The 21,237-nt window shown below is 71.5% G+C and carries 17 protein-coding genes; 13 read left to right on the top strand and 4 right to left on the bottom strand.

The genetic code is table 11. The annotated features are described in order from the left end of the window. Window positions 1-393 precede the first annotated feature (393 nt). Window positions 394-1,086, top strand: coding sequence for a response regulator transcription factor (locus ACZ32T_RS30690; protein WP_393761949.1), 693 nt, complete (start codon window positions 394-396; stop codon window positions 1,084-1,086). Between the two features lie 16 nt (window positions 1,087-1,102). Beyond that, the gene (locus tag ACZ32T_RS30685; RefSeq protein WP_467270454.1) at window positions 1,103-2,497 is read left to right on the top strand and encodes a sensor histidine kinase; all 1,395 of its coding nucleotides are present in this window, start codon (window positions 1,103-1,105) and stop codon (window positions 2,495-2,497) included. A 16-nt stretch (window positions 2,498-2,513) separates the two neighbouring features. On the opposite strand, the gene ACZ32T_RS30680 is transcribed toward ACZ32T_RS30685, so the two are convergent. Beyond that, a complete protein-coding gene (locus tag ACZ32T_RS30680) occupies window positions 2,514-3,512 on the bottom strand; it encodes a TAXI family TRAP transporter solute-binding subunit (RefSeq protein ID WP_467370271.1) in 999 nt (332 codons plus the stop codon). Between the two features lie 130 nt (window positions 3,513-3,642). Then, window positions 3,643-4,554: a YceI family protein gene (locus ACZ32T_RS30675; RefSeq protein WP_467270450.1), complete on the bottom strand. Its 912-nt coding sequence runs from the start codon at window positions 4,552-4,554 to the stop codon at window positions 3,643-3,645. 164 nt (window positions 4,555-4,718) lie between these two features. On the opposite strand from ACZ32T_RS30675, the gene miaB reads away from it, so the two are divergent. Both miaB and ACZ32T_RS30665 read left to right on the top strand, forming a co-directional pair. Then, window positions 4,719-6,239: a tRNA (N6-isopentenyl adenosine(37)-C2)-methylthiotransferase MiaB gene (miaB, locus tag ACZ32T_RS30670; protein WP_467270448.1), complete on the top strand. Its 1,521-nt coding sequence runs from the start codon at window positions 4,719-4,721 to the stop codon at window positions 6,237-6,239. Window positions 6,240-6,268: 29 nt separating this feature from the next. After that, a complete protein-coding gene (locus ACZ32T_RS30665) occupies window positions 6,269-6,988 on the top strand; it encodes a class III extradiol dioxygenase subunit B-like domain-containing protein (protein ID WP_467370268.1) in 720 nt (239 codons plus the stop codon). A gap of 85 nt (window positions 6,989-7,073) precedes the next feature. On the opposite strand, the gene ACZ32T_RS30660 is transcribed toward ACZ32T_RS30665, so the two are convergent. Continuing rightward, a complete protein-coding gene (locus ACZ32T_RS30660) occupies window positions 7,074-7,322 on the bottom strand; it encodes an antitoxin (RefSeq protein WP_467270445.1) in 249 nt (82 codons plus the stop codon). 132 nt (window positions 7,323-7,454) lie between these two features. Here ACZ32T_RS30660 and miaA point away from each other — a divergent pair, with 132 nt between their 5' ends. From miaA to hflX, 6 genes are all read left to right on the top strand, one after another. After that, window positions 7,455-8,393 (top strand): tRNA (adenosine(37)-N6)-dimethylallyltransferase MiaA, encoded by a 939-nt coding sequence (gene miaA / locus ACZ32T_RS30655; protein WP_467270443.1) that lies wholly within the window; start codon window positions 7,455-7,457, stop codon window positions 8,391-8,393. Between the two features lie 107 nt (window positions 8,394-8,500). After that, window positions 8,501-8,938, top strand: coding sequence for a hypothetical protein (locus ACZ32T_RS30650; protein WP_467270510.1), 438 nt, complete (start codon window positions 8,501-8,503; stop codon window positions 8,936-8,938). Window positions 8,939-9,034: 96 nt separating this feature from the next. After that, window positions 9,035-9,907 (top strand): diaminopimelate epimerase, encoded by an 873-nt coding sequence (gene dapF / locus ACZ32T_RS30645; protein ID WP_467270442.1) that lies wholly within the window; start codon window positions 9,035-9,037, stop codon window positions 9,905-9,907. A 136-nt stretch (window positions 9,908-10,043) separates the two neighbouring features. Continuing rightward, the gene (locus tag ACZ32T_RS30640) at window positions 10,044-12,191 is read left to right on the top strand and encodes a RelA/SpoT family protein (protein ID WP_467370266.1); all 2,148 of its coding nucleotides are present in this window, start codon (window positions 10,044-10,046) and stop codon (window positions 12,189-12,191) included. Between the two features lie 106 nt (window positions 12,192-12,297). Next, entirely contained in the window at window positions 12,298-13,788 is a 1,491-nt protein-coding gene (locus tag ACZ32T_RS30635; RefSeq protein WP_467370264.1) for a M1 family metallopeptidase, read from the top strand. Between the two features lie 133 nt (window positions 13,789-13,921). Next, on the top strand, window positions 13,922-15,442 hold the full coding sequence (gene hflX, locus ACZ32T_RS30630) for a GTPase HflX (protein ID WP_467270436.1): 1,521 nt from the start codon (window positions 13,922-13,924) through the stop codon (window positions 15,440-15,442). 98 nt (window positions 15,443-15,540) lie between these two features. Here hflX and ACZ32T_RS30625 read toward each other — a convergent pair whose 3' ends face one another. Further along, complete coding sequence (locus ACZ32T_RS30625; RefSeq protein WP_467270435.1) at window positions 15,541-16,752, bottom strand: trypsin-like serine peptidase; 1,212 nt, start codon at window positions 16,750-16,752, stop codon at window positions 15,541-15,543. 338 nt (window positions 16,753-17,090) lie between these two features. Between ACZ32T_RS30625 and ACZ32T_RS30620 the strand changes: the two genes are divergently transcribed. The 3 genes from ACZ32T_RS30620 to ACZ32T_RS30610 are packed head-to-tail and all read left to right on the top strand — an operon-like array spanning window position 17,091 to window position 21,184. Then, entirely contained in the window at window positions 17,091-18,482 is a 1,392-nt protein-coding gene (locus ACZ32T_RS30620; protein WP_467370262.1) for a diaminobutyrate--2-oxoglutarate transaminase family protein, read from the top strand. Window positions 18,483-18,510: 28 nt separating this feature from the next. Continuing rightward, window positions 18,511-20,433: an IucA/IucC family protein gene (locus tag ACZ32T_RS30615; protein WP_467370260.1), complete on the top strand. Its 1,923-nt coding sequence runs from the start codon at window positions 18,511-18,513 to the stop codon at window positions 20,431-20,433. A 31-nt stretch (window positions 20,434-20,464) separates the two neighbouring features. Continuing rightward, window positions 20,465-21,184: a GNAT family N-acetyltransferase gene (locus tag ACZ32T_RS30610; RefSeq protein ID WP_467270430.1), complete on the top strand. Its 720-nt coding sequence runs from the start codon at window positions 20,465-20,467 to the stop codon at window positions 21,182-21,184. Window positions 21,185-21,237: the final 53 nt, after the last annotated feature.

Below are 21,237 nucleotides of genomic sequence, written 5' to 3'. Positions count from 1 at the left end.
GCAAGGACCCTAGTGACGCAGTGCTACCAGCGTCATTACATCTGAGCGGAAATTGAGCATAACGATCCGGCCGCAACCGGACACACCGCGTGAACGGGACGCCACGGGGCGCTCGACGGCATACCGGGTGGGTAACGGAAACCTGGTGGTAACCGGCAGGGACTTGACTGACCCACCTGTCATCGGCGTGGATGCCCTGGTACGCGGATGACGTGAACCGACGCCGTACGGAGAGGTTCGCCGGGCGGAACACCTGCGGACCGTCACACACGGTTCGCGGCCGTCGCGAAGAGCACCGCGTCGCGAAGAGCACCGCGTCGCGAAGAGCACCGCGTCGCGAAGAGCACCGAATCGTGAAGAACACCGAGAAGACATGAGGCGGAGAGGGGGGCCATGAGACTGCTGCTCGTCGAGGACGACGACCACGTCGCGGCCGCCCTGTCCGCCGTGCTGTCGCGTCACGGCTTCAAGGTCGTGCACGCCCGCAGCGGCGAAGAGGCCCTCCAGGCGCTGCTGCCGGCCGAGAAGGAGCCCTTCGGGGTCGTGCTCCTGGACCTCGGGCTGCCCGACCAGGACGGCTACGAGGTGTGCGGCAAGATCCGTAAGCGCTCCGCGATCCCGGTGATCATGGTGACCGCGCGGTCCGACGTCCGCTCGAGGATCCACGGCCTCAACCTCGGCGCCGACGACTACGTCGTGAAGCCGTACGACACCGGAGAGCTGCTGGCCCGTATCCACGCCGTGGCCCGGCGCAGGACGGCCGGCGAGGACACCGGGCCGACCCCGCTCGCGGCGCTGCGGATCGGGCCGGTCCACATCGAGCTGCCGACCCGCAGGGTCAGCGTCGACGGCCAAGAGGTCCAGCTCACCCGCAAGGAGTTCGACCTGCTCGCGCTGCTCGCCCAGCGTCCCGGCGTGGTCTTCCGCCGGGAGCAGATCATCAGCGAGGTGTGGCGGACGAGCTGGGAGGGAACGGGGCGCACCCTGGAGGTGCACGTCGCCTCGCTGCGCTCGAAACTGAGGCTTCCCGCACTGGTCGAGACCGTGCGAGGCGTCGGCTACCGGCTCGTCCCGCCGCCGGCCTGAGGACGTATCGGCCCCCGTGCGCACCCGTCTGCTCCCCCTGCTCATCGTCCTGATGGCCGCCGTGCTGCTCGCCCTCGGCTTCCCGCTGGCCGTACGCGTGGCCGCCGCCGAACAGCAGAGGGTCGTCATCGACCGGATCGACGACACGGCACGCTTCGGCGCGCTCGCCCAGTTCGTCGACGAACCCGTCCGGGGTACCGAGGAGCGGCAGCGCACCCTTCAGACCGAACTCGAGGCGTACGACTCGGTCTACGGGATCCGGGCCGGCGTCTTCTATCGCGACGACAGAGCCCTCGCCAGGGCACCGGCGTCCTGGACCCTCCCCACCGAGGGAGAAGGGCGTGAGGCCTTCGCTGAGGCCCTTCTCGGCCGTCGCTCCCACGACCCGCCCCAGGTCTGGCCCTGGCAGAACGGCCGGATCGTCGTCGCCTCCCCTGTCGTACGCGACGGGGACGTGGTCGCCGTCGTCGTGACCGACTCGCCCACGGGGGACATGCGGTCCCGGACACTGCGCGGCTGGCTGCTCATCGCCCTCGGCGAGGCCATGGCCATGCTCGTGGCGGTCGGCGCCGCGTTCCGCCTCACCGGATGGGTGCTCCTGCCCGTACGGACCCTCGACGCCGCCGCCCACGACATCGCGAGCGGCCGGATGAGATCCCGCGTCGTCGCGTCCGGCGGCCCTCCGGAGCTCCGCCGCCTGGCGCGCTCGTTCAACGAGATGGCCGACAACGTCGAGGACGTGCTGGAGCAGCAGCGCGCCTTCGTCGCCGACGCCTCGCACCAGCTGCGCAACCCGCTGGCGGCGCTGCTGCTCCGCATCGAGCTGCTCGCACTCGAACTCCCCGACGGCAACGAGGAGATCGCCTCGGTCCGCACGGAGGGCAAGCGCCTCGCCCAGGTCCTCGACGACCTGCTGGACCTGGCGCTTGCCGAGCACACCGCGGCGGACCTCCAGCTCACGGACATCGCCGCACTCGCCGGTGAACGGGTCGCCTCATGGCGTCCGATGGCCGAGGAGAAGGGCGTACGGCTGACCCTGGACGGGGTGCCCGCGGTGACCGGCTGGGCGGACCCGATCGCCCTCTCCAGCGCCCTGGACGCCGTCATCGACAACGCGCTCAAGTTCACCCCGGGGGGCCAGGAGGTCCGGGTCACGGCCGGGACCGAGGGCGAGGGCGCGACGGTCGTCGTCGCCGACCGGGGGCCCGGCCTCACCGAACAGGAGCTGGAGCGCGTCGGCGACCGCTTCTGGCGCAGCGGGCGCCACCAGAACGTCAAGGGATCCGGCCTCGGGCTGTCCATCTCGCGCGCCCTGCTCGCGGCGGGCGGCGGGACGATCCGTTACGGGACGCACGAACCGCACGGCCTGCGCGTGACGGTCACCGTGCCGCGCGATTCCCCGCACGCGTGAGCGCGGCCGCGGACCGTCAGGGCTTGGCCGAACGGTAGTAGCGCCTGGCGCCCTCGTGCAGCGGCAGCGGATCGGTGTAGATGGCCGTCCGCAGGTCCACCAGCTGCGCCGAGTGCACTTCGCGGCCGATCCGGTCCCGGCTGTCGATCACGGTCCGGGTGAACGCCTCGGTCGTCAGCGGATCCGTACGGTCCGTGGTGACCAGCAGGTTGGAGACGGCTACGGTGCGCACCGCCTGGCCCTGCTGTGCGTGCAGGTAGGCGTCGGCCGGCATCACGGCCGAGCGGTAGTAGCGCGTGGACCCGCCGGCCGCCTGGAGCTGGGTGATCAGCGCGTCCTGGAGGGGCACCAGCCGGATCGCGAACTTCTCCGACAGCTCCTGGACCGCCCCGGTCGGCAGCCCGCCCGACCAGAAGAAGGCGTCCAGGCCGCCGTCCGCCAGCCGCGCCGGCATCGTGTCGATCCCGGCCTGGACGGGAGTGATGTCCTCCACCGGATCGACGCCGGCCGCCTTCATCAGCCGGTCCGCGACGAGCAGCACCCCCGACCCCTTCTGCCCTACGCCCACCCGCTTGCCCCGCAGGTCGGCGACCTCACGGATCCCGGAGTCGCGGGGCACGATCAGCTGGATGTAGTCGTCGTAGAGGCGGACGCAGCCGCGCAGCCGGCCCGCGCCCGGTTTCCCGCTCGCGAGGTAGGTGGCGACGGCGTCGGCGGTGGCGATGGTGAAGTCGGCCTTCCCCGTCGCGACCCGTTCGATGTTCTGCTGCGAGCCCTCGCTGGTCTGCAGCCGTATCGACACCTTGGGCATGTCCTTGGCCAGCGCCCCCTCCAGCCGCTGTCCGTAGCGCTGGTAGACCCCGCTCCGCACGCCCGTGGAGAACGTGAGCGAACCGCTCGGCTCCTCCTCCCCGATCGGGAGCACCCACCACAGGAGCAGTCCGAGCACGACCACGGCGGCGGCGCCTCCCTGAAGGGTGCGTCGCCGGCCGAACCGGGACAGTGCGTGCAGCATGGCGCGATCCTGCCATTTCCGTGGCCGTGACGGCCAGGGCGGGGGTGAGTCGCACGCTTCGGCCGGACGGAGACCGCCCCGCCCCGCGGATCGGACTGTCTCCGCCGGGGAAGGGCGGCCTCACCGGCCGTCACTCCGGAGGCGTCGGAGTGTCGGGGCCCTGGAACATGGTCTGGATGTCCAACTCCAACTGGATCGTCGGCCCGACGATGGCGATGCCGCGGGCGAGCATGTTGCGCCAGTTCAGCGTGTAGTCCTCGCGGTGCAGTTCGGCGGTTGCGCGTGCCGCACACCGCAGCTCCTCGCCGTAACCGCCGTTGACGGCCCCCAGGTACTGCGTGTCCAGGGAGACGGAGCGGCTGACCCCGTGCATCGTCAGCCCTCCTTGGACGGTCCAGTTGTTGCCGCCCCGGTAGGTGAAGCGCCTGCTGACGAAATGGAGGTGGGGGTAGTTCTCCACGTCGAGGAAGTCGGCCGACCGCAGATGGTTGTCCCTGGTCTTGTTGCCCGTCGTGATGCTCGAAGCATCGATGCGTATCTCGACCTGGGAGTCCTCGACGGAGGGTGCGATCCGGATACCGCCTTCGAAGGCGGTGAAGCGGCCGTGCACATTGGCCATGCCGACGTGCTTGGCGATGAAGCGGATCGCGGTGTGCGGAGGATCGAAGAGCCAGGTTCCGGGTGCCGGGGGCTCCAGCTGCCGGGCGACGTCCAGCTGCACGCGGCCCATCGACAGGGTCTCGCCCACGGCGATGTCGAAGGCCCAGCTGGCCGGCTGCATGCCTTCGGCCGTCATGAGCAGGCGGTACTCATCGGGGGGCAGAGCCGCGACGAACATGCCGAACAGGTCGGTGCTCCCCTTCGCCACCGTCCGGGCCGACTTCTGGGACGTGACCGTGATCTCGGCGCCGCCGAGCGGTTGCCCCATGGGGTCGACGACCTCGCAGGTGACGGTTCCGGCCCCGGGCGGCACGGGAAGAGCGAATCTCGCACCACCGGAGGCCGTCTTGGATCGCCTGCCGCGGAGGAGAGAGAGGACCATGACATGAACCTTTCGATGAGCGCGAAAAGCTCAGCATAGAAACCAACCGGAACGCTTCGTTCAACGGCCCTGGCCCCGGCTCTCCCCGGGCGGCGTGCGCCCGCCCTCAGCCGCGGCTCCGGCGAGCGGCAAGGCCCCGGCGCGTCACCACCTACCCTTGTCCCATGACCAGCGGCAACCGGAGCGAAGCAGTGGACGTCCAGAAGAGCTACGAGGTACGCACTTACGGGTGCCAGATGAACGTCCACGACTCCGAACGCTTGTCGGGGCTTCTGGAGGGCGCCGGCTACGTGCGCGCCCCCGAGGGCTCCGACGGCGACGCCGACGTCGTCGTCTTCAACACCTGCGCGGTACGTGAGAACGCCGACAACAAGCTGTACGGCAACCTCGGCCGCCTCGCCCCCATGAAGACGAAGCGCCCCGGGATGCAGATCGCCGTCGGCGGCTGTCTTGCGCAGAAGGACCGCGACACCATCGTGAAGCGCGCCCCATGGGTGGACGTCGTCTTCGGTACGCACAACATCGGCAAGCTGCCGGTCCTCCTGGAGCGAGCACGGGTCCAGGAGGAGGCGCAGGTCGAGATCGCCGAGTCGCTGGAGGCGTTCCCCTCGACGCTGCCCACTCGCCGTGAGTCCGCGTACGCCGCGTGGGTGTCGATCTCGGTCGGCTGCAACAACACCTGCACCTTCTGCATCGTCCCCGCACTGCGGGGCAAGGAGAAGGACCGCCGCACCGGCGACATCCTGGCCGAGATCGAGGCCCTGGTCGCCGAGGGGGTCAGCGAGATCACCCTGCTCGGCCAGAACGTCAACGCGTACGGCTCCGACATCGGTGACCGGGAGGCCTTCTCCAAGCTGCTGCGGGCCTGCGGCACGATCGAGGGCCTGGAGCGCGTCCGCTTCACCTCGCCCCACCCGCGGGACTTCACCGACGACGTGATCGCGGCGATGGCCGAGACACCGAACGTGATGCCCCAGCTGCACATGCCCATGCAGTCCGGCTCGGACACGATCCTCAGGGCCATGCGCCGCTCGTACCGCCAGGAGCGCTTCCTCGGGATCATCGAGAAGGTGCGCGCCGCCATGCCGGACGCGGCGATCTCCACCGACATCATCGTCGGCTTCCCCGGGGAGACCGAGGAGGACTTCGAGCAGACCATGCACGCCGTGCGCGAGGCCCGCTTCGCGAACGCCTTCACCTTCCAGTACTCCAAGCGCCCCGGGACGCCCGCCGCCGACATGGACGGACAGATCCCCAAGGAGGTCGTACAGGAGCGCTACATGCGCCTCTCCGCCCTCCAGGAGGCGATCTCCTGGGAGGAGAACAAGAAGCAGGTCGGCCGCACCCTGGATGTCATGGTCGCGGAGGGCGAAGGCCGCAAGGACGGCGCCACGCACCGGCTCTCCGGCCGCGCTCCCGACAACCGTCTGGTGCACTTCACCAAGCCGTCCGAGGACGTACGCCCCGGGGACGTGGTGACGGTCGGGATCAGTTACGCCGCCCCGCACCACCTGCTCGCCGAGGGAACGCCCCTGGGCGTCAGGCGCACCCGGTCGGGCGACGCCTGGGAGAAGCGCAACGCGACTCCCGCCGAGCGTCCCGCCGGAGTCATGCTCGGGCTGCCCGGGATCGGCGCCCCCGCCCCGCTCCCCGCGGCCGCCACCCCGGGATGCGGCTGCGACTGAGACCGGCCGGCCTGAGTACGCTGACCGGCATGCTTGCCGCCGCCGCCGTCTGCCCCTGCCCGCCGATCCTGGTCCCCGAGGTGGCGGCGGGAGCCGCGCCGGAGCTCGACGCCGCGAGGAGCGCCTGCCTCGACGCGCTGCGCGTGCTCGCCGCCGCGGAACCGGACCTGCTGGTCGTGACCGGGCCCGCAGGACCGGACGGCCGTGGGCCGTACCCCCCGGGCTCGGCGGGTACGTTCGCCGGATTCGGCGTCGACCTGGCCGTGCGGCTGGGTGAGGCGCCGGGCGGATCACCCGCCCCCGCACGGCCGCTCCCCGCGTCACTCGCCGTCGGCGCCTGGCTGCTGGGCGACGCCGGCTGGGACGGTCCCCCGGTCGAAGGGCTCGGCGTGGGGGAGTCACTCGCCGCCGACCGCTGCCTGCGGGCGGGAGCGGATCTGGCGGCCGGGCCGGAGCGGGTCGCCCTGCTGGTCATGGGCGACGGCAGCGCCTGCCGTACGGTCAAGGCGCCCGGTTATCTGGACGAACGGGCTGCGGACTTCGACGCGGCGGCGGCCCGTGCGCTGGGGAGCGCCGACGTGGCCGCGCTGAGCGCTCTGGACGAGTCGCTCGCGTACGAACTGAAGGCGGCGGGCCGGGCGCCCTGGCAGGTGCTCGCGGGCGCGGCCCGGGGGGCGGGCCTCGGCGGGCAGCTGCTGTACGAGGACGCCCCGTACGGCGTGGGATACGTCGTCGCCGCCTGGTCGTGACCCGCCGTCCCTGACTCCTCCCCGGCACGGACGAGGGCCGTGGAGCGATGTCGCTCCACGGCCCTCGGTTCCGACGGTGCCCGGATCAGTGCGCGGGCGGAGGCGGAGGAGGTGTACCGCCCTCGTTCTTCTGACCCAGACGGTCGACCGCGTCCTTGGCCTTCTGCGTGCCGGACACGATCTTGTCGCTGTACTTGCCCTTGGTCCTTTGGTCGACCGTGCGGGCGGCCTTGTCGATGCCCTGGTCGATCTTGCCCCCGTGCTGCTGCGCGAGGTCGCCGACCTTCTCCTTGGCCGGGGCCAGCTTGGCCTTCAGGTTGTCCAGGAAACCCATGGGTCACCTTCCGTGCTGGGGGACTGTGGTCATATTTTACTCGTCCGTGAGAAATCGCGCGTTACTCGCCGTGTCCGTCCGTGCCCGGTCCCTCCGGTCGGAAGCCATCGCGAAGTGCGGGAGACTGTTTCGGTGAGAAACCCAGCTCCCACCCCCCGCGTCATCACCGTCGTCGGCCCCACCGCCGCCGGAAAATCCGATCTGGGAGTGTTCCTCGCCCAGCAGCTCGGTGGTGAGGTGGTCAACGCCGACTCCATGCAGCTCTACCGGGGCATGGACATCGGCACGGCGAAGCTGACCCTCCCCGAGCGGGACGGCGTTCCGCACCGTCTCCTGGACGTCTGGGACGTCACCGAGGCCGCGAGCGTCGCCGAGTACCAGCGGCTCGCGCGCATCGAGATCGACCGACTGCTGGCCGAAGGGCGTACCCCCGTCCTGGTGGGCGGCTCGGGTCTCTACGTCAAGGGCGCGATCGACGCCCTCGAGTTCCCGGGCACCGATCCCGTCGTACGCGCCCGGCTCGAACAGGAGCTCACGGAGCTCGGCTCCGGCGCCCTGCACGCACGGCTCGCCGCCGCGGACCCCGAGGCTGCCCGCGCCATCCTGGCCGGAAACGGCCGCCGCATCGTCCGCGCCCTGGAGGTCATCGAGATCACGGGCAAGCCCTTCACGGCCAATCTCCCGAGCGGCGAAGCGGTGTACGACGCCCTCCAGATCGGTGTGGACGTCGAACGCCCCGAGCTCGACGAACGCATCCGTACCCGTGTCGACCGGATGTGGGAGGCCGGGCTGGTGGACGAGGTGCGTGACCTGGAGGCCCGGGGGCTGCGCGAGGGGCGCACCGCCTCGCGCGCGCTCGGCTACCAGCAGGTGCTCGCCGCTCTCGCGGGGGAGTGCACCGAGGACGAGGCCCGCGCGGAGACCGTGCGCGCCACCAAACGCTTCGCGCGACGGCAGGACTCCTGGTTCCGGCGCGACCCGCGCGTCCGGTGGCTGAGTGGTGCCGAGGAAGAGCGCGGGGAACTCCCGCGCCGGGCGCTGGCGTTGGTCGAACGAGCGGTTACAGCCTGATCACGTGATGGCATCGGGAAGCTCAGCCCGTCATTTCGGCGGCCGGGGCCGTGCCATCATCGAGCATCGATCGACCAGTGGAGTCCGAGTTGGGAGGGCGCGTGGCGATGGAGGCCGGCCCTCGCGACACAGACAGAGACGCACCGGACACGCAGCACGAGGCGGGACGTCTGAGCCCCGACGGGCCGGACGAGCTCGACGTGGCTCCCGAGGTCGAGGTCGAGCTCCGGCCCGCCCGCAGGCTGCGGATCTGGCAGCTCGCGCCCATCGTGGGCCTGGCGGCGGTCGGCTCCCTGATGTTCGCCTTCCCGCTCGCCTTCGAGTTCGGCGGCGGCGGTGCCGTCGTGGCGATGCTGGGCCTGCTGATCAGCGGCTGCGCCGCCGGCTGGGGCATGATGGCCGCCCGCCGTGTCGGCCACACCTGGCCCGGTCTGCCGGCCAGGGGATCGGGTGAACGGTCCGACTGGCGTGTGGTCACGCTGTACGTGGCCGTCTGCGCCGTGCTGGTGGCCCTCGCCGTCTGGCGTGTGGCCCGGCTCCGCTGACGGCCGGACCCCGGAGCACCGGCCGCGGGCGGCGTCGCGGGCCCGCGACGTGGCCCGGCGCCGCGGGCTGTCGGCGGAGCCTCGTACGATTGCTTCGTGAGCACTTCGCGGATCACCTTCCTCAAGGGACACGGCACCGAGAACGACTTCGTGATCGTTCCCGACCCGGACAACGCCCTGGACCTGCCGGTCTCCGTCGTCGCCCGGCTCTGCGACCGCCGGGCGGGCATCGGCGGCGACGGGCTGCTGCACGTCGTGCGGTCCGCCGCTCACCCCGAGGCACGGGACATGGCCGAGCAGGCCGAGTGGTTCATGGACTACCGCAACGCGGACGGCTCGGTCGCCGAGATGTGCGGCAACGGGGTGCGGGTCTTCGCCCGCTACCTCCAGCGCGCCGGGGCCGTCGCCGAAGGCGACCTGTCCGTCGCCACGCGGGGCGGCGTCAAGCGGGTGCACATCGCGAAGGACGGCGACGTCACGGTCTCCATGGGGCGTGCCCTGCTGCCCGACGACGGCGTCACGGTGACCGTGGACGGCCGCAGCTGGGAAGCGCGCAACGTGAACATGGGCAATCCGCACGCCGTCGCCTTCGTCGAGGACCTGGGCCACGCCGGAGAGCTCTCCTCCGTACCGCCGTTCAGCCCGCGGTCCGTCTATCCCGACGGGGTCAACATCGAGTTCGTCGTGGACCGCGGTCCACGGCACGTCGCGATGCGCGTCCACGAGCGCGGTTCCGGCGAGACCCGGTCCTGCGGCACCGGCGCCTGTGCGGTGGCCGTCGCCGCCGCACGCAGGGACGGTGTGGACCCCGCGGAGACCGGCGCCGCCGCGGCATACACCGTGGACCTGCCCGGAGGCACCCTGGTGATCACCGAGTACCCGGACGGCGGGATCGACATGACAGGGCCCGCCGTGATCGTCGCGGAGGGCGTGATCGACCCTGCCTGGCTCGAAACGATGATCGGTTAGAGCTTCGCTCGAATGGGTGATCCGTTTCACGCTGAGCGAGAGCTGGACTGCGCCACGTGGTGGGGTCGATAGCATCAAGCACCGGCTCGGGGGTGTAACCGCATCCACCGCCGGTCGACGTTGCCGGAGGTGCCCCATGAGCGCAGAGGCCACCAATCCAGGTGCTCCCCTTCGCAAGCGCGGTCGTCCACGGATCGACCTGCGCAGGCTGGGCCGTGTCGCCCTGCTCGGGCCGGTCTCCCGTGACCGGCTTCCCGACGCCATCGGGCACGTCGCGGAGGCCCATCGCGCGCACTACCCGGACGCCGACCTCGCCATCCTGCGCGAGGCGTACGTCCTCGCCGAGACCTCCCACCGCGGCCAGATGCGCAAGAGCGGCGAGCCCTACATCACCCATCCGCTGGCGGTGACCCTGATCCTCGCCGAACTCGGCGCGGAGACGACGACCCTGACGGCCTCGCTGCTGCACGACACGGTCGAGGACACCGAGGTGACCCTCGATCAGGTGCGCGAGCAGTTCGGCGACGAGGTCTGCTATCTGGTCGACGGCGTCACCAAGCTGGAGAAGGTCGACTACGGGGCCGCCGCCGAGCCCGAGACCTTCCGCAAGATGCTCGTCGCCACCGGGAACGACGTCCGTGTCATGTCGATCAAACTGGCCGACCGGCTGCACAACATGCGGACACTCGGCGTCATGCGCCCCGAGAAACAGGCCAGGATCGCCAAGGTCACCCGGGACGTACTCATCCCGCTCGCGGAACGGCTCGGCGTGCAGGCGCTCAAGACGGAGCTCGAGGACCTCGTCTTCGCGATCCTGCACCCGGACGAGTACGCGCGCACCCAGGCACTGATCTCCGCGTGGAGCGGCGCGGAGGACCCTCTCGTTGAGATCGCCGGCAGCGTCAGATCGACCCTGCGGGAAGCGGGTATCAGCGCCGAAGTGCTCATCAGACCGCGTCACTTCGTCTCCGTGCACCGGGTGAGGATCAAACGCGGCGAGATGCGGGGCACCGATTTCGGACGGCTGCTGGTGCTGGTCGGGGAGGACGCCGACTGCTACGCGGTCCTGGGCGAACTGCACACCTGTTTCACCCCGGTCATCTCCGAGTTCAAGGACTTCATCGCGGCACCCAAGTTCAACCTCTACCAGTCGCTGCACACGGCGGTCGTCGGACCCGAGGGAGCGGTCGCCGAAGTCCTGATCCGTACACACCGGATGCACAAGGTCGCCGAGGCGGGTGTCGTCGCGCTCGGCAACCCGTACACCCAGGACGGCACCACCACCACGCACCAGGCGGAACCCGCCGACGGGGAGCGCGCCGACCCGACCAGGCCCGGCTGGCTCTCCCGCCTCCTGGAATGGCAGGAGTCGGCGACCGACTCCGACACGTTCTGGGCCACGCTCCGTGCCGACCTGGCACAGGACCGGGAGATCACCGTCTTCCGCACCGACGGCGGGACCCTGGGGCTGCCCGCCGGCGCCAGCTGCGTCGACGCCGCCTACGCGCAGTACGGCGACGAGGCGCACGGCTGCATCGGAGCCCGCGTCAACGGCCGGCTGGCCACGCTGAGCACCGCCCTGAACGACGGCGACACCGTGCAGCTGCTGCTCGTCCAGGACGCCTCCTCCGGGCCCTCCCCGGAGTGGCTGGACCACGTCCGCACGCCTGCCGCCCGGATCGCGATCACGGCATGGCTCGACGCCCATCCGGACGGCGCGCAGAGCCCCCACAAGAGCAGGCCGGACGCACCGAGGCCGCAGGCCCAGCCCGCCGACGACGCGGCGGACAGCCGCGCCAGGGCGGCCGGCCGGGCCCCGATCGTGGCGGTCGGCGCACCGGGCGCACCGGTCCGCCTCGCAGGATGCTGCACCCCGGTCCCGCCCGACGGCATCATCGGATTCACGGTGCGCGGCGGCGCCGTCACCGTGCACCGCGAGGAATGTCCGGCGGTGGCACGGATGCGGGCGATCGGCCGGCCGGGCGTGGAGGCACGCTGGAACGACCCGGGCGACCGGAGCGGCACCCCCGACTACCGGGTCACCCTCGTCGCCGAGTCCTTCGGACGCCCCCGGCTCCTCGCCGACCTCACCGAGGCCATCGCGACCGCGGACGCCGCCATCGTCTCGGCGACCGTCGAGCCGCCCACCGAACAGCGCGTCCGGCACACCTACACGCTGCAACTGCCCGACGCGGCGGGACTGCCCGGCCTCATGCGGGCGATGCGCGACGTACCCGGCGTGTACGACGTGAGCCGCGCCCAGCAGCCCGCCGCCGCCGGCTGACAGCCGGCCCCTCCGGGACCACCTCCTGCCGCTCACCGGCGACCCGTTCGGGTGGTGCGGCGCGCGCCACCCCCGCGCGGACGGCGCGCGCTGGTAGCCGTAGTCCATGCCGCTCACCTCCCGCCGACTGCGTGCCGCTCTGCTGGCCACCGCGTCGGTCACCCTCGTCGCCGCCACGCTGCCCGCACCCGAACCGCTCGGCATCGGCGACCGACTCTTCCCCCACCTCGGCAACCCGGGCTACGACGTCCTCTCGTACGACATCGCTCTCACCTACAAGGGCCGCAACACAGAGCCCCTGGACGCCGTCACCACGATCGACGCGCGGACCACCGCCCCGCTGGAGCGGATCAACCTCGACTTCGCGCGGGGCGCCGTCCGCTCCGTCGAGGTCGACGGGCGCGACTCGGAGTTCGCCACCGCCGGTGAGGACCTGATCGTCGACGCGCCCTCCCGGATCCCGGCCGGAGTGCCCGTGCGGATCACCGTCAGGCATACGAGCGACCCCTCGGGGGACCGGGCCAACGGCGGCTGGGTGCCGACCGCCGACGGCCTCGCCATGGCCAACCAGGCCGACGCCGCCCACCGGGTCTTCCCCGGCAACGACCACCCCGCCGACAAGGCGTTCTTCACCTTCCGGGTGACCGCGCCGAAGGACCTCACGGTCGTGGCGGGCGGCGTTCCCGCCGGGAGGCGGGACCACGCCGGCGTGACCACCTGGACGTACCGCACGGAGCACCCGATGGCGACGGAACTCGCCCAGGTGTCCATCGGCCGCTCCGCGGTCCTCCGCCGCACCGGGCCCCGTGGCCTGCCGGTACGCGACGTGGTGCCCACGGCCGACCGCGCGAAGCTGGAGCCCTGGCTGGAGAAGACCCCGGCGCAGCTGGCCTGGATGGAGAAGCAGGTCGGCCCGTACCCGTTCGAGACGTACGGACTCCTCGTCGCGGACACCGAGACGGGCTTCGAGCTGGAGACGCAGACACTCTCGTTCTTCGAGCGCTCCCTGTTCACCGGAGACGGATATCCCGAGTGGTACGTCGACTCGGTCATGGTGCACGAGCTCGCCCACCAGTGGTTCGGCAACAGCGTCTCCCCGCGGTCCTGGTCCGATCTGTGGCTCAACGAGGGACACGCCACCTGGTACGAGGCCCGCTACGCCGAGGAACACGCGCGGAAGCCGATGGAACGCCGGATGCGCGAGGCCTACGCCCGCTCCGACACCTGGCGCGCGGCGGGCGGTCCGCCCGCACGCCCCGACGTGCCCACCCCGGACCACAAGATCAGCCTCTTCAGGCCGGTCGTGTACGACGGGAGCGCGCTCATCCTGTACGCGCTGCGCGAGGAGATCGGCGAGGCCGCGTTCGACCGCCTGGAGCGGACCTGGGTGCGCGTCCACAGAGACGAATCGGCGACCACCCGGCAGTTCACGGACCTGGCGTCGAGGATCGCGGGACGGGACCTGACCGCGTTCTTCGACGGGTGGCTGTACGGGGAGAAGACCCCGCCCATGCCGGGGCACCCGGACTGGCGCAGCGAGACGCCCCGCGACGCCGCGGGCGGGCAGAGCCCCGCGCGGGCGCCGAAACCCGAGTGACGGCCCGGGCGGGGACATGCCACTATCGACGCGTCGGCACGGCGGCCGGCCGGTGGATCCCCTCCATGGGAATCTTCCGGCGGGGTCACGCGTTGTGACTGACGTATCGGACTTCTATCGACGTAAGGATCCAATGACCTCCTCTTCTTCCCTTCCCCAGGACGCGCAGGACGCGCAGAGCGCCACGGAAGCCAACTCCGAGAGCCTCACCGAGAGCCTTCGGGCCGACGCCCTGATGGAAGAGGACGTCGCCTGGAGCCACGAGATCGACGGAGAGCGGGACGGCGAGCAGCTCGACCGTTCCGAGCGTGCGGCGCTGCGCCGCGTGGCAGGCCTTTCCACCGAGCTCGAGGACGTCACCGAGGTCGAGTACCGGCAGCTGCGCCTGGAGCGCGTGGTTCTCGTCGGTGTCTGGACCTCCGGGACCGTCCGGGACGCGGAGATCTCCCTCGCGGAGCTCGCGGCCCTTGCCGAGACCGCGGGAGCCCAGGTGCTCGACGCCGTGTTCCAGCGGCGGGACAAGCCCGACCCGGCCACCTACATCGGCTCGGGCAAGGCGCTCGAACTGCGTGACATCGTTCTCGAATCCGGGGCCGACACCGTGGTCTGCGACGGTGAGCTCAGTCCCGGCCAGCTGATCCACCTGGAAGACGTCGTCAAGGTCAAGGTGGTCGACAGGACCGCGCTGATCCTCGACATCTTCGCCCAGCACGCCAAGTCCCGGGAGGGCAAGGCGCAGGTGTCGCTGGCACAGATGCAGTACATGCTCCCGCGCCTGCGCGGCTGGGGACAGTCGCTGTCCCGGCAGATGGGTGGCGGCGGTTCCAGCGGTGGTGGCGGCATGGCCACCCGTGGTCCCGGTGAGACCAAGATCGAGACGGACCGGCGACGGATCCGCGAGAAGATGGCGAAGATGCGCCGGGAGATCGCGGAGATGAAGACCGGCCGGGAGATCAAGCGCCAGGAGCGCAAGCGCAACAAGGTGCCCTCGGTGGCGATCGCCGGGTACACCAACGCCGGGAAGTCATCGCTGCTCAACCGGCTCACCGGCGCGGGTGTCCTCGTGGAGAACGCCCTGTTCGCGACCCTCGACCCGACCGTGCGCCGGGCCGAGACGCCGAGCGGCCGTGTCTACACCCTGGCCGACACCGTCGGGTTCGTGCGGCACCTGCCGCACCACCTGGTCGAGGCGTTCCGCTCCACCATGGAGGAGGTCGGCGAGTCCGACCTGATCCTGCACGTGGTGGACGGGTCCCATCCGGTGCCCGAGGAGCAGCTCGCCGCCGTGCGCCAGGTGATCCGGGAAGTCGGCGCGGTCGACGTACCCGAGGTCGTCGTGATCAACAAGGCGGACGCGGCGGACCCGCTCGTGCTGCAGCGTCTGATGCGCGCCGAGAAGCACGCGATCGCGGTGTCGGCGCGGACCGGAGCCGGTATCGACGAGCTGCTCGCGCTCATCGACGCCGAGCTGCCGCGGCCGGCCGTGGAGATCGAGGCGCTCGTGCCCTACATCCAGGGGGCGCTTGTCTCCCGGGTCCACACGGAGGGCGAGGTGATCTCCGAGGAACACACCCCGGAGGGCACCCTGCTCAAGGCGCGGGTCCACGAGGAGCTCGCGGCGGAGCTCGCGGTCTTCGTGCCGGTGGCTCACTGACGCGCGGCAGACACGGAGAAGGCCGGGCTCCCCTCGCGAAGGGGAGCCCGGCCTTCTCGTGTGCTCCGGCCGGCGGCCGCCGGCCGGAGCCTGCGGTCCTACCGTCCCGCGTACTTCTTGCTGACGGCCTCGTAGATGCCCTTGGCCTCCTCGCCCAGGCGGGGACCGGCCAGCCAGCCCGCCGTCACCGGGCCGATGGAGGTGTTGGAGACCAGGGCCGGCTTACCGTCCTGGCCCTTCGCCACCCAGCCGCCGCCGGAGGAACCACCGGTCATCGTGCACCCGATGCGGTACATCGTCGGCTGCTCCTCGAAGACGGCCAGGCGGCCCGGCTCGTCGGTGCACCGGAACGCCTTCTGACCGTCGAACGGCGGGGCCGCCGGATAGCCGGTCGCCGTCATGCTGTCGATCTCAGGGACGGCCGGGGCGTTGAAATCGACCGGGAGCGCCGAACCGACGGTCTCCTCCAGGGACTTGCCCGTAGAGCCCTTCTCCGGGGCGACCTGCAGCACCGCGAAGTCGTACGGAGCTCCCTGGCCGCCGGTCGCGGCGCCCTGGTTGATCCACTGGTCGGAGGTCTGCGCCCACTGGCCCCACCACACGCCGTACGGAGCGATCTCCTCCTTCGTCGCGTTCTGCAGCTCGGCCGTCGACATGCCGCCGTCGTTGTACGAGGGAACGAAGGCGATGTTGCGGTACCAGCCGCCGTTCTTGCCCGCGTGCACGCAATGCCCGGCTGTCCAGACCATGTTGGACTTGCCCGGGTGGGCCGGGTCCTGCACCACGGTCGCGGAGCAGACCATCGAGCCCTCGGGGCCGTCGAACAGGAGCTTGCCGGACTCGGGCGCGCTCCCGTGGTACGGCGTCTGCAGGTTCGCGGCCTCGACCGGCGCGGGGGTCGGGTCCGTCACGCCCTCGTCGCCGGAGATGTCGTTGTCCACGGGGTTCTCCGGGGCCTTGTCGGCGTCCCGCATCCGCTCCGGGTCCCAGAGGTCCTCGATGATGGGGTTGACGTAATCCTTGGCCTCACGCAGCCACTTGTCCCTGTCCCAGTTCTTCCACTCGCCGTCCCTCCACTTGTCGAGGTCGATCCCGTGCTCCTTGAGCCGGTCCTTGAGGTCGTCCGGGATGACGACCTTTCCGTCGGAGGACTGGCCGGTGGAACTGCTCGGCTCGCTGATGGCGCCGTCCTCCTCCGGCCCGCAGGCCGTGGCGGAGAGCGTCAGGAGCGCGGCAAGGGCGGCCGCGGCGAACACCCGAGGGGCGCGGCGGGCGCTCCCCCCGCGGTGGGCGGTATCGGTCGGGCGCATGGGTCGCATCTGGTGATCCCCCTGGGACTTCGTCACTGACTTCGTTACCGCACTGCGGACTCGGCGTGCGCGGAAGGGCCGTGCGGCCACGTCGCGCACCCTCGGAGCGGCGGCTCCGTCCCGAGTGCGGCCCCTACTATGCCGGTGCCGTTGGGGACGGCGCGCGGCAGGGCCACGGTTCCGCCCGCGCAGGGATCTTCCGATTCACCCGTGATCTCCCGCCGTCCGCGTCGTTGGTACGTACGGGGGACACCCGGGCAGCGTTCATCCGCGCAGTCCGCTCCCGGGGACCGCACCGATGCGCAACGCAACTGTTACCGCAGGAGGACCGAACAGCCGTGGCCGTGACCGAACCAGCTCCGGTGGCGCTTTCCCCCGCGCACGAAGGGATTCTGCGGCGTCAGGCACTACGTGAATCGGCGGCCCGCACCTATGCGCGGTCCCTGCCGATCGTGCCGGTGCGCGCGCGGGGCATGACGATCGAGGGTGCGGACGGACGGCGCTATCTCGACTGTCTGTCAGGGGCGGGCACGCTGGCCCTCGGGCACAACCACCCCGTGGTGCTCGAGGCCATCCGAAAGGTCATCGACTCCGGCGCGCCACTGCATGTGCTCGATCTCGCCACCCCCGTCAAGGACGCCTTCACGACCGAGCTGTTCGCCACCCTGCCCCGTGAGCTGGCCGACAACGCCCGGATCCAGTTCTGCGGTCCGGCCGGGACGGACGCCGTGGAGGCGGCCTTCAAGCTGGCCCGGGCGGCGAGCGGGCGGTGTGAGCTCCTCGCCTTCACCGGCGCGTACCACGGAATGACCGCCGGTGCCCTGGCCGCTTCGGGCGGAGCCACGGACGTCCGGGTGACGCGACTGCCCTTCCCGCAGGACTATCGCTGCCCCTTCGGAACCGGCGGGGAGCGGGGCGCGGACATCGCCGCGCGCTGGACGGAACACCTCCTGGACGACCCCAAGGGCGGAGTGCCCGCTCCGGCCGCCATGATCGTGGAGCCGGTCCAGGGCGAGGGCGGGGTGAACCCCGCCCCGGACGGCTGGATGCGACGGATGCGGAAGATCACCCAGGAGCGTTCCATCGCCCTGATCGCGGACGAGGTGCAGACGGGAGTCGGCAGGACCGGCACCTTCTGGGCGGTCGAGCACAGCGGTATCGTGCCCGACGTGATGGTGCTCTCGAAAGCCATCGGCGGCTCGCTGCCCCTCGCGGTGATCGTCTACCGCTCCGAGCTCGACCTCTGGCAACCGGGCGCCCACGCCGGTACCTTCCGGGGCAATCAGCTGGCCATGGCGGCCGGCTCCGCGACCCTCGCGTACGTACGGGAGAACCGGCTCGCCGAACGCGCGGGGACACTCGGCGCGCGCATGCTCGCCCGGCTCCAGGCGCTCGCCGCGGACCATCCGAGCATCGGTGACGTCCGTGGCCGCGGCCTGATGATCGGTATCGAACTCGTCGACCCCGAGGCCGAGCCGCAAACCGTCACGGCCGAGAGCGGCTCCGTGCCGCCGCCCGATCCGGCCCTCGCCGCGGCGGTGCAGCAGGAGTGCCTGCGCCGCGGCCTCATCGTCGAACTCGGCGGACGTCACAGCGCCGTGGTCCGACTGCTCCCTCCCCTGACTCTCACCGACGAACAGGCGACGGCGGTCGTCGACCGTCTCGCCGACGCGCTGAGAGCGGCCGAGCGCTCTCCGTACCGCCGGGCCGCTGCCGGGCCGACCCGCTGATCCCGGACCCCTCACAAGGAAGACCGCCGTGAACCCCACCCCTGCGCCCGAGGCCGACGGCCCCCTCACCAGCCAGCAGCGAGGACTTGACCTGCCGGAGGGCTCCCTCGCCGTCGAGTCGACGACCGTGCCGCGCCAGAAGGCCGGTCCGCACGGCACCCCGCGAGCCGGATCGGACGGCCTCACCGGCACCGCCCCGGCGGACCGCCCCGGCGACACGGTGCGGGACCCGCTCGACCATCCGGACCCGCTCCGGGCCGCGGACTCGGCGGGTACGGAGAACCTGCTGCGCTGCTGGACCAGGGAGAACGACCTGCCCCGGCCCCGGGGGAACACCCTGCGCGTGCCGCTCCCCGCGAGCGGCACCGCCCTGCTCGTCCCGGTCGCCCACTGGTCCGCGACGGGCTGGCACCGTTTCGGGACACCGTCGTTGGAGAACGCCCCCGACGGCGCTCCGGGCGTCGACGCCGTCACCGTGGCCGCGCTGCTCAGCAGGGAGAGCGAGCGGAACGCCGGCGCCGACCTGGTGGCCAGGGTGGCCGACTCCGTACGGCACACTGCGGCCTTCATCGCCGACCGGCGCCGGTCACCCGACGCACCGCCCGAGGCCGATCTCTTCCTCGCCGCCGAGCAGTCCCTCGTCCTCGGCCACCCCCTGCACCCCACGCCCAAGAGCCGTGAAGGACTCTCCGAGAGCGAGACGCTGCTCTACTCGCCCGAGCTGCGCGGCTCCTTCCCGCTCCACTGGATGGCCGTGGACCGTTCCGTGCTGGCCACGGAGTCGGCGTGGACGAAGGCCGGCCGGCCGGTCCCGGCGGAGGCGCTCCTCGCACCGCACGCCGAAGGGCTGGACCTCCCGGAAGGAACCACGGCCCTCCCGCTCCACCCCTGGCAGGCCGCCGAGGTCCTGCGCCGCCCCGAGGTCCTCGCACTGTGCGAGAAGGGCCTCCTGCACGACCTCGGCCCGCATGGCGAACGCTGGCACCCCACCTCGTCCGTCCGCACCGTGCACCGCCCGGGCTCCGACCTCATGCTGAAGCTGTCCCTGGGCGTACGCATCACCAACTCCCGCCGGGAGAACCTCCGTAAGGAGCTCCACCGAGGAGCCGAGGTGCACCGACTGCTGCGCACCGGCCTCGCGGACCGGTGGCGGGAGGCGCACCCGGGCTTCGACATCGTCAGGGACCCGGCCTGGCTCGCCGTCGACCAACCGGACGGCAGTCCCGTCCCCGGCCTCGACGTGATGCTCCGCCACAATCCGTTCGGTCCAGCCGACGACGCCGTCTGCATCGCCGGACTCACCGCCCCCCGGCCGTGGCCCGGCCGTCCCGGCACGCACTCACGGCTCGCCGACACGGTCCTCTCGCTGGCCGCGCGCACGGGCAGGACGACCGGGGCGGTGTGCGCCGAGTGGTTCCTGCGCTACCTCGACCGCGTCGTCCTCCCCGTCCTCTGGCTCGACGCCGAGGCGGGCGTCGCCCTTGAGGCCCACCAGCAGAACACGCTCGTACTCCTCGACCCGGCCGGCTGGCCCGTCGGCGGCAGGTACCGCGACAACCAGGGCTACTACTTCCGGGAGTCCCGCCGGGACGCACTCGAGCGCCGGCTCCCGGGCATCGGTGCCGTCAGCGACACCTTCGTCACCGACGACGTCACGGACGAACGGCTCGCCTACTACCTCGGCATCAACAACGTGTTCGGGCTGATCGGAGCCTTCGGTGCCCAGCGGCTCGCCGACGAACAGCTGCTCCTCGCCGCGTTCCGCCGCTTCCTCGAAGGCACTGTCGCGCTGGGCTCCTCCCTGCCCGCCTATCTCCTGGAGACCGGCCAGCTCCGTTGCAAGGCCAACCTGCTGACCCGGATGCACGGCCTCGACGAACTCGTCGGCCCGGTCGACACCCAGTCCGTGTACGTCACCATCGCCAACCCGCTCACCGGCGGCAAGGCATGACGGTCTGAACCATCGAGAGGAGAGCGTCACGGTGCACCGAGCCGATGCCCGCACCGGGACCGGTGCCGTCCCGCCCGACGGCACCGGCACCGAGGACACCCTGGAGCTGCGGCTCACCGAGGAGCTCCTCGCCCTGCTCGGCGACGGATCCGCGGCGGCCACCGCGAGGGCCGACGCCTCCGCTCTCGTGGGCGACCCCGGCGCGTGGAGCCCGGTCACCACCCCTGCCGGGGTGTTCCGACTCGTCGCAGTGGAACCCGGACGAGATCTGGCGGTGATCAGCCGCTGGATGAATGATCCCGCGGTCGCCGCCTTCTGGGAGCTCGCAGGACCGGAGGCGGTCACCGCGGCGCACCTCGGCCGGCAGCTCGAAGGGGACGGCCGCAGCGTCCCCTGCCTCGGCGTCCTCGCCGGCACCCCCATGAGCTACTGGGAGATCTACCGCGCGGACCTGGACCCGCTCGCCCGCCACTACCCGGCCCGGCCCCACGACATGGGGATCCACCTCCTGATCGGCGGTGTGGGCAACCGGGGGCGGGGCATCGGCGCCCTACTGCTCAGGGCCGTCGCCGATCTCGTACTCGACAACCGGCCGCTCTGCGGACGGGTCGTCGCCGAGCCGGATCTGCGCAACACCCCGTCCGTGTCCGCCTTCCTGACCGCCGGCTACCGCTTCTGCGCGGAAGTGGACCTTCCCGACAAGCGAGCCGCCCTGATGGTCCGCGACCGAGCCCACCGTGACCGCCTGTGAACAACTCGCCGCACCGAACAGCCTGCTCGAACCCCATCGGTCCCACCCGGAGG

Source organism: Streptomyces sp. NPDC023573, assembly GCF_055559735.1.
This window is presented reverse-complemented; position numbering and strand designations above follow the sequence as displayed.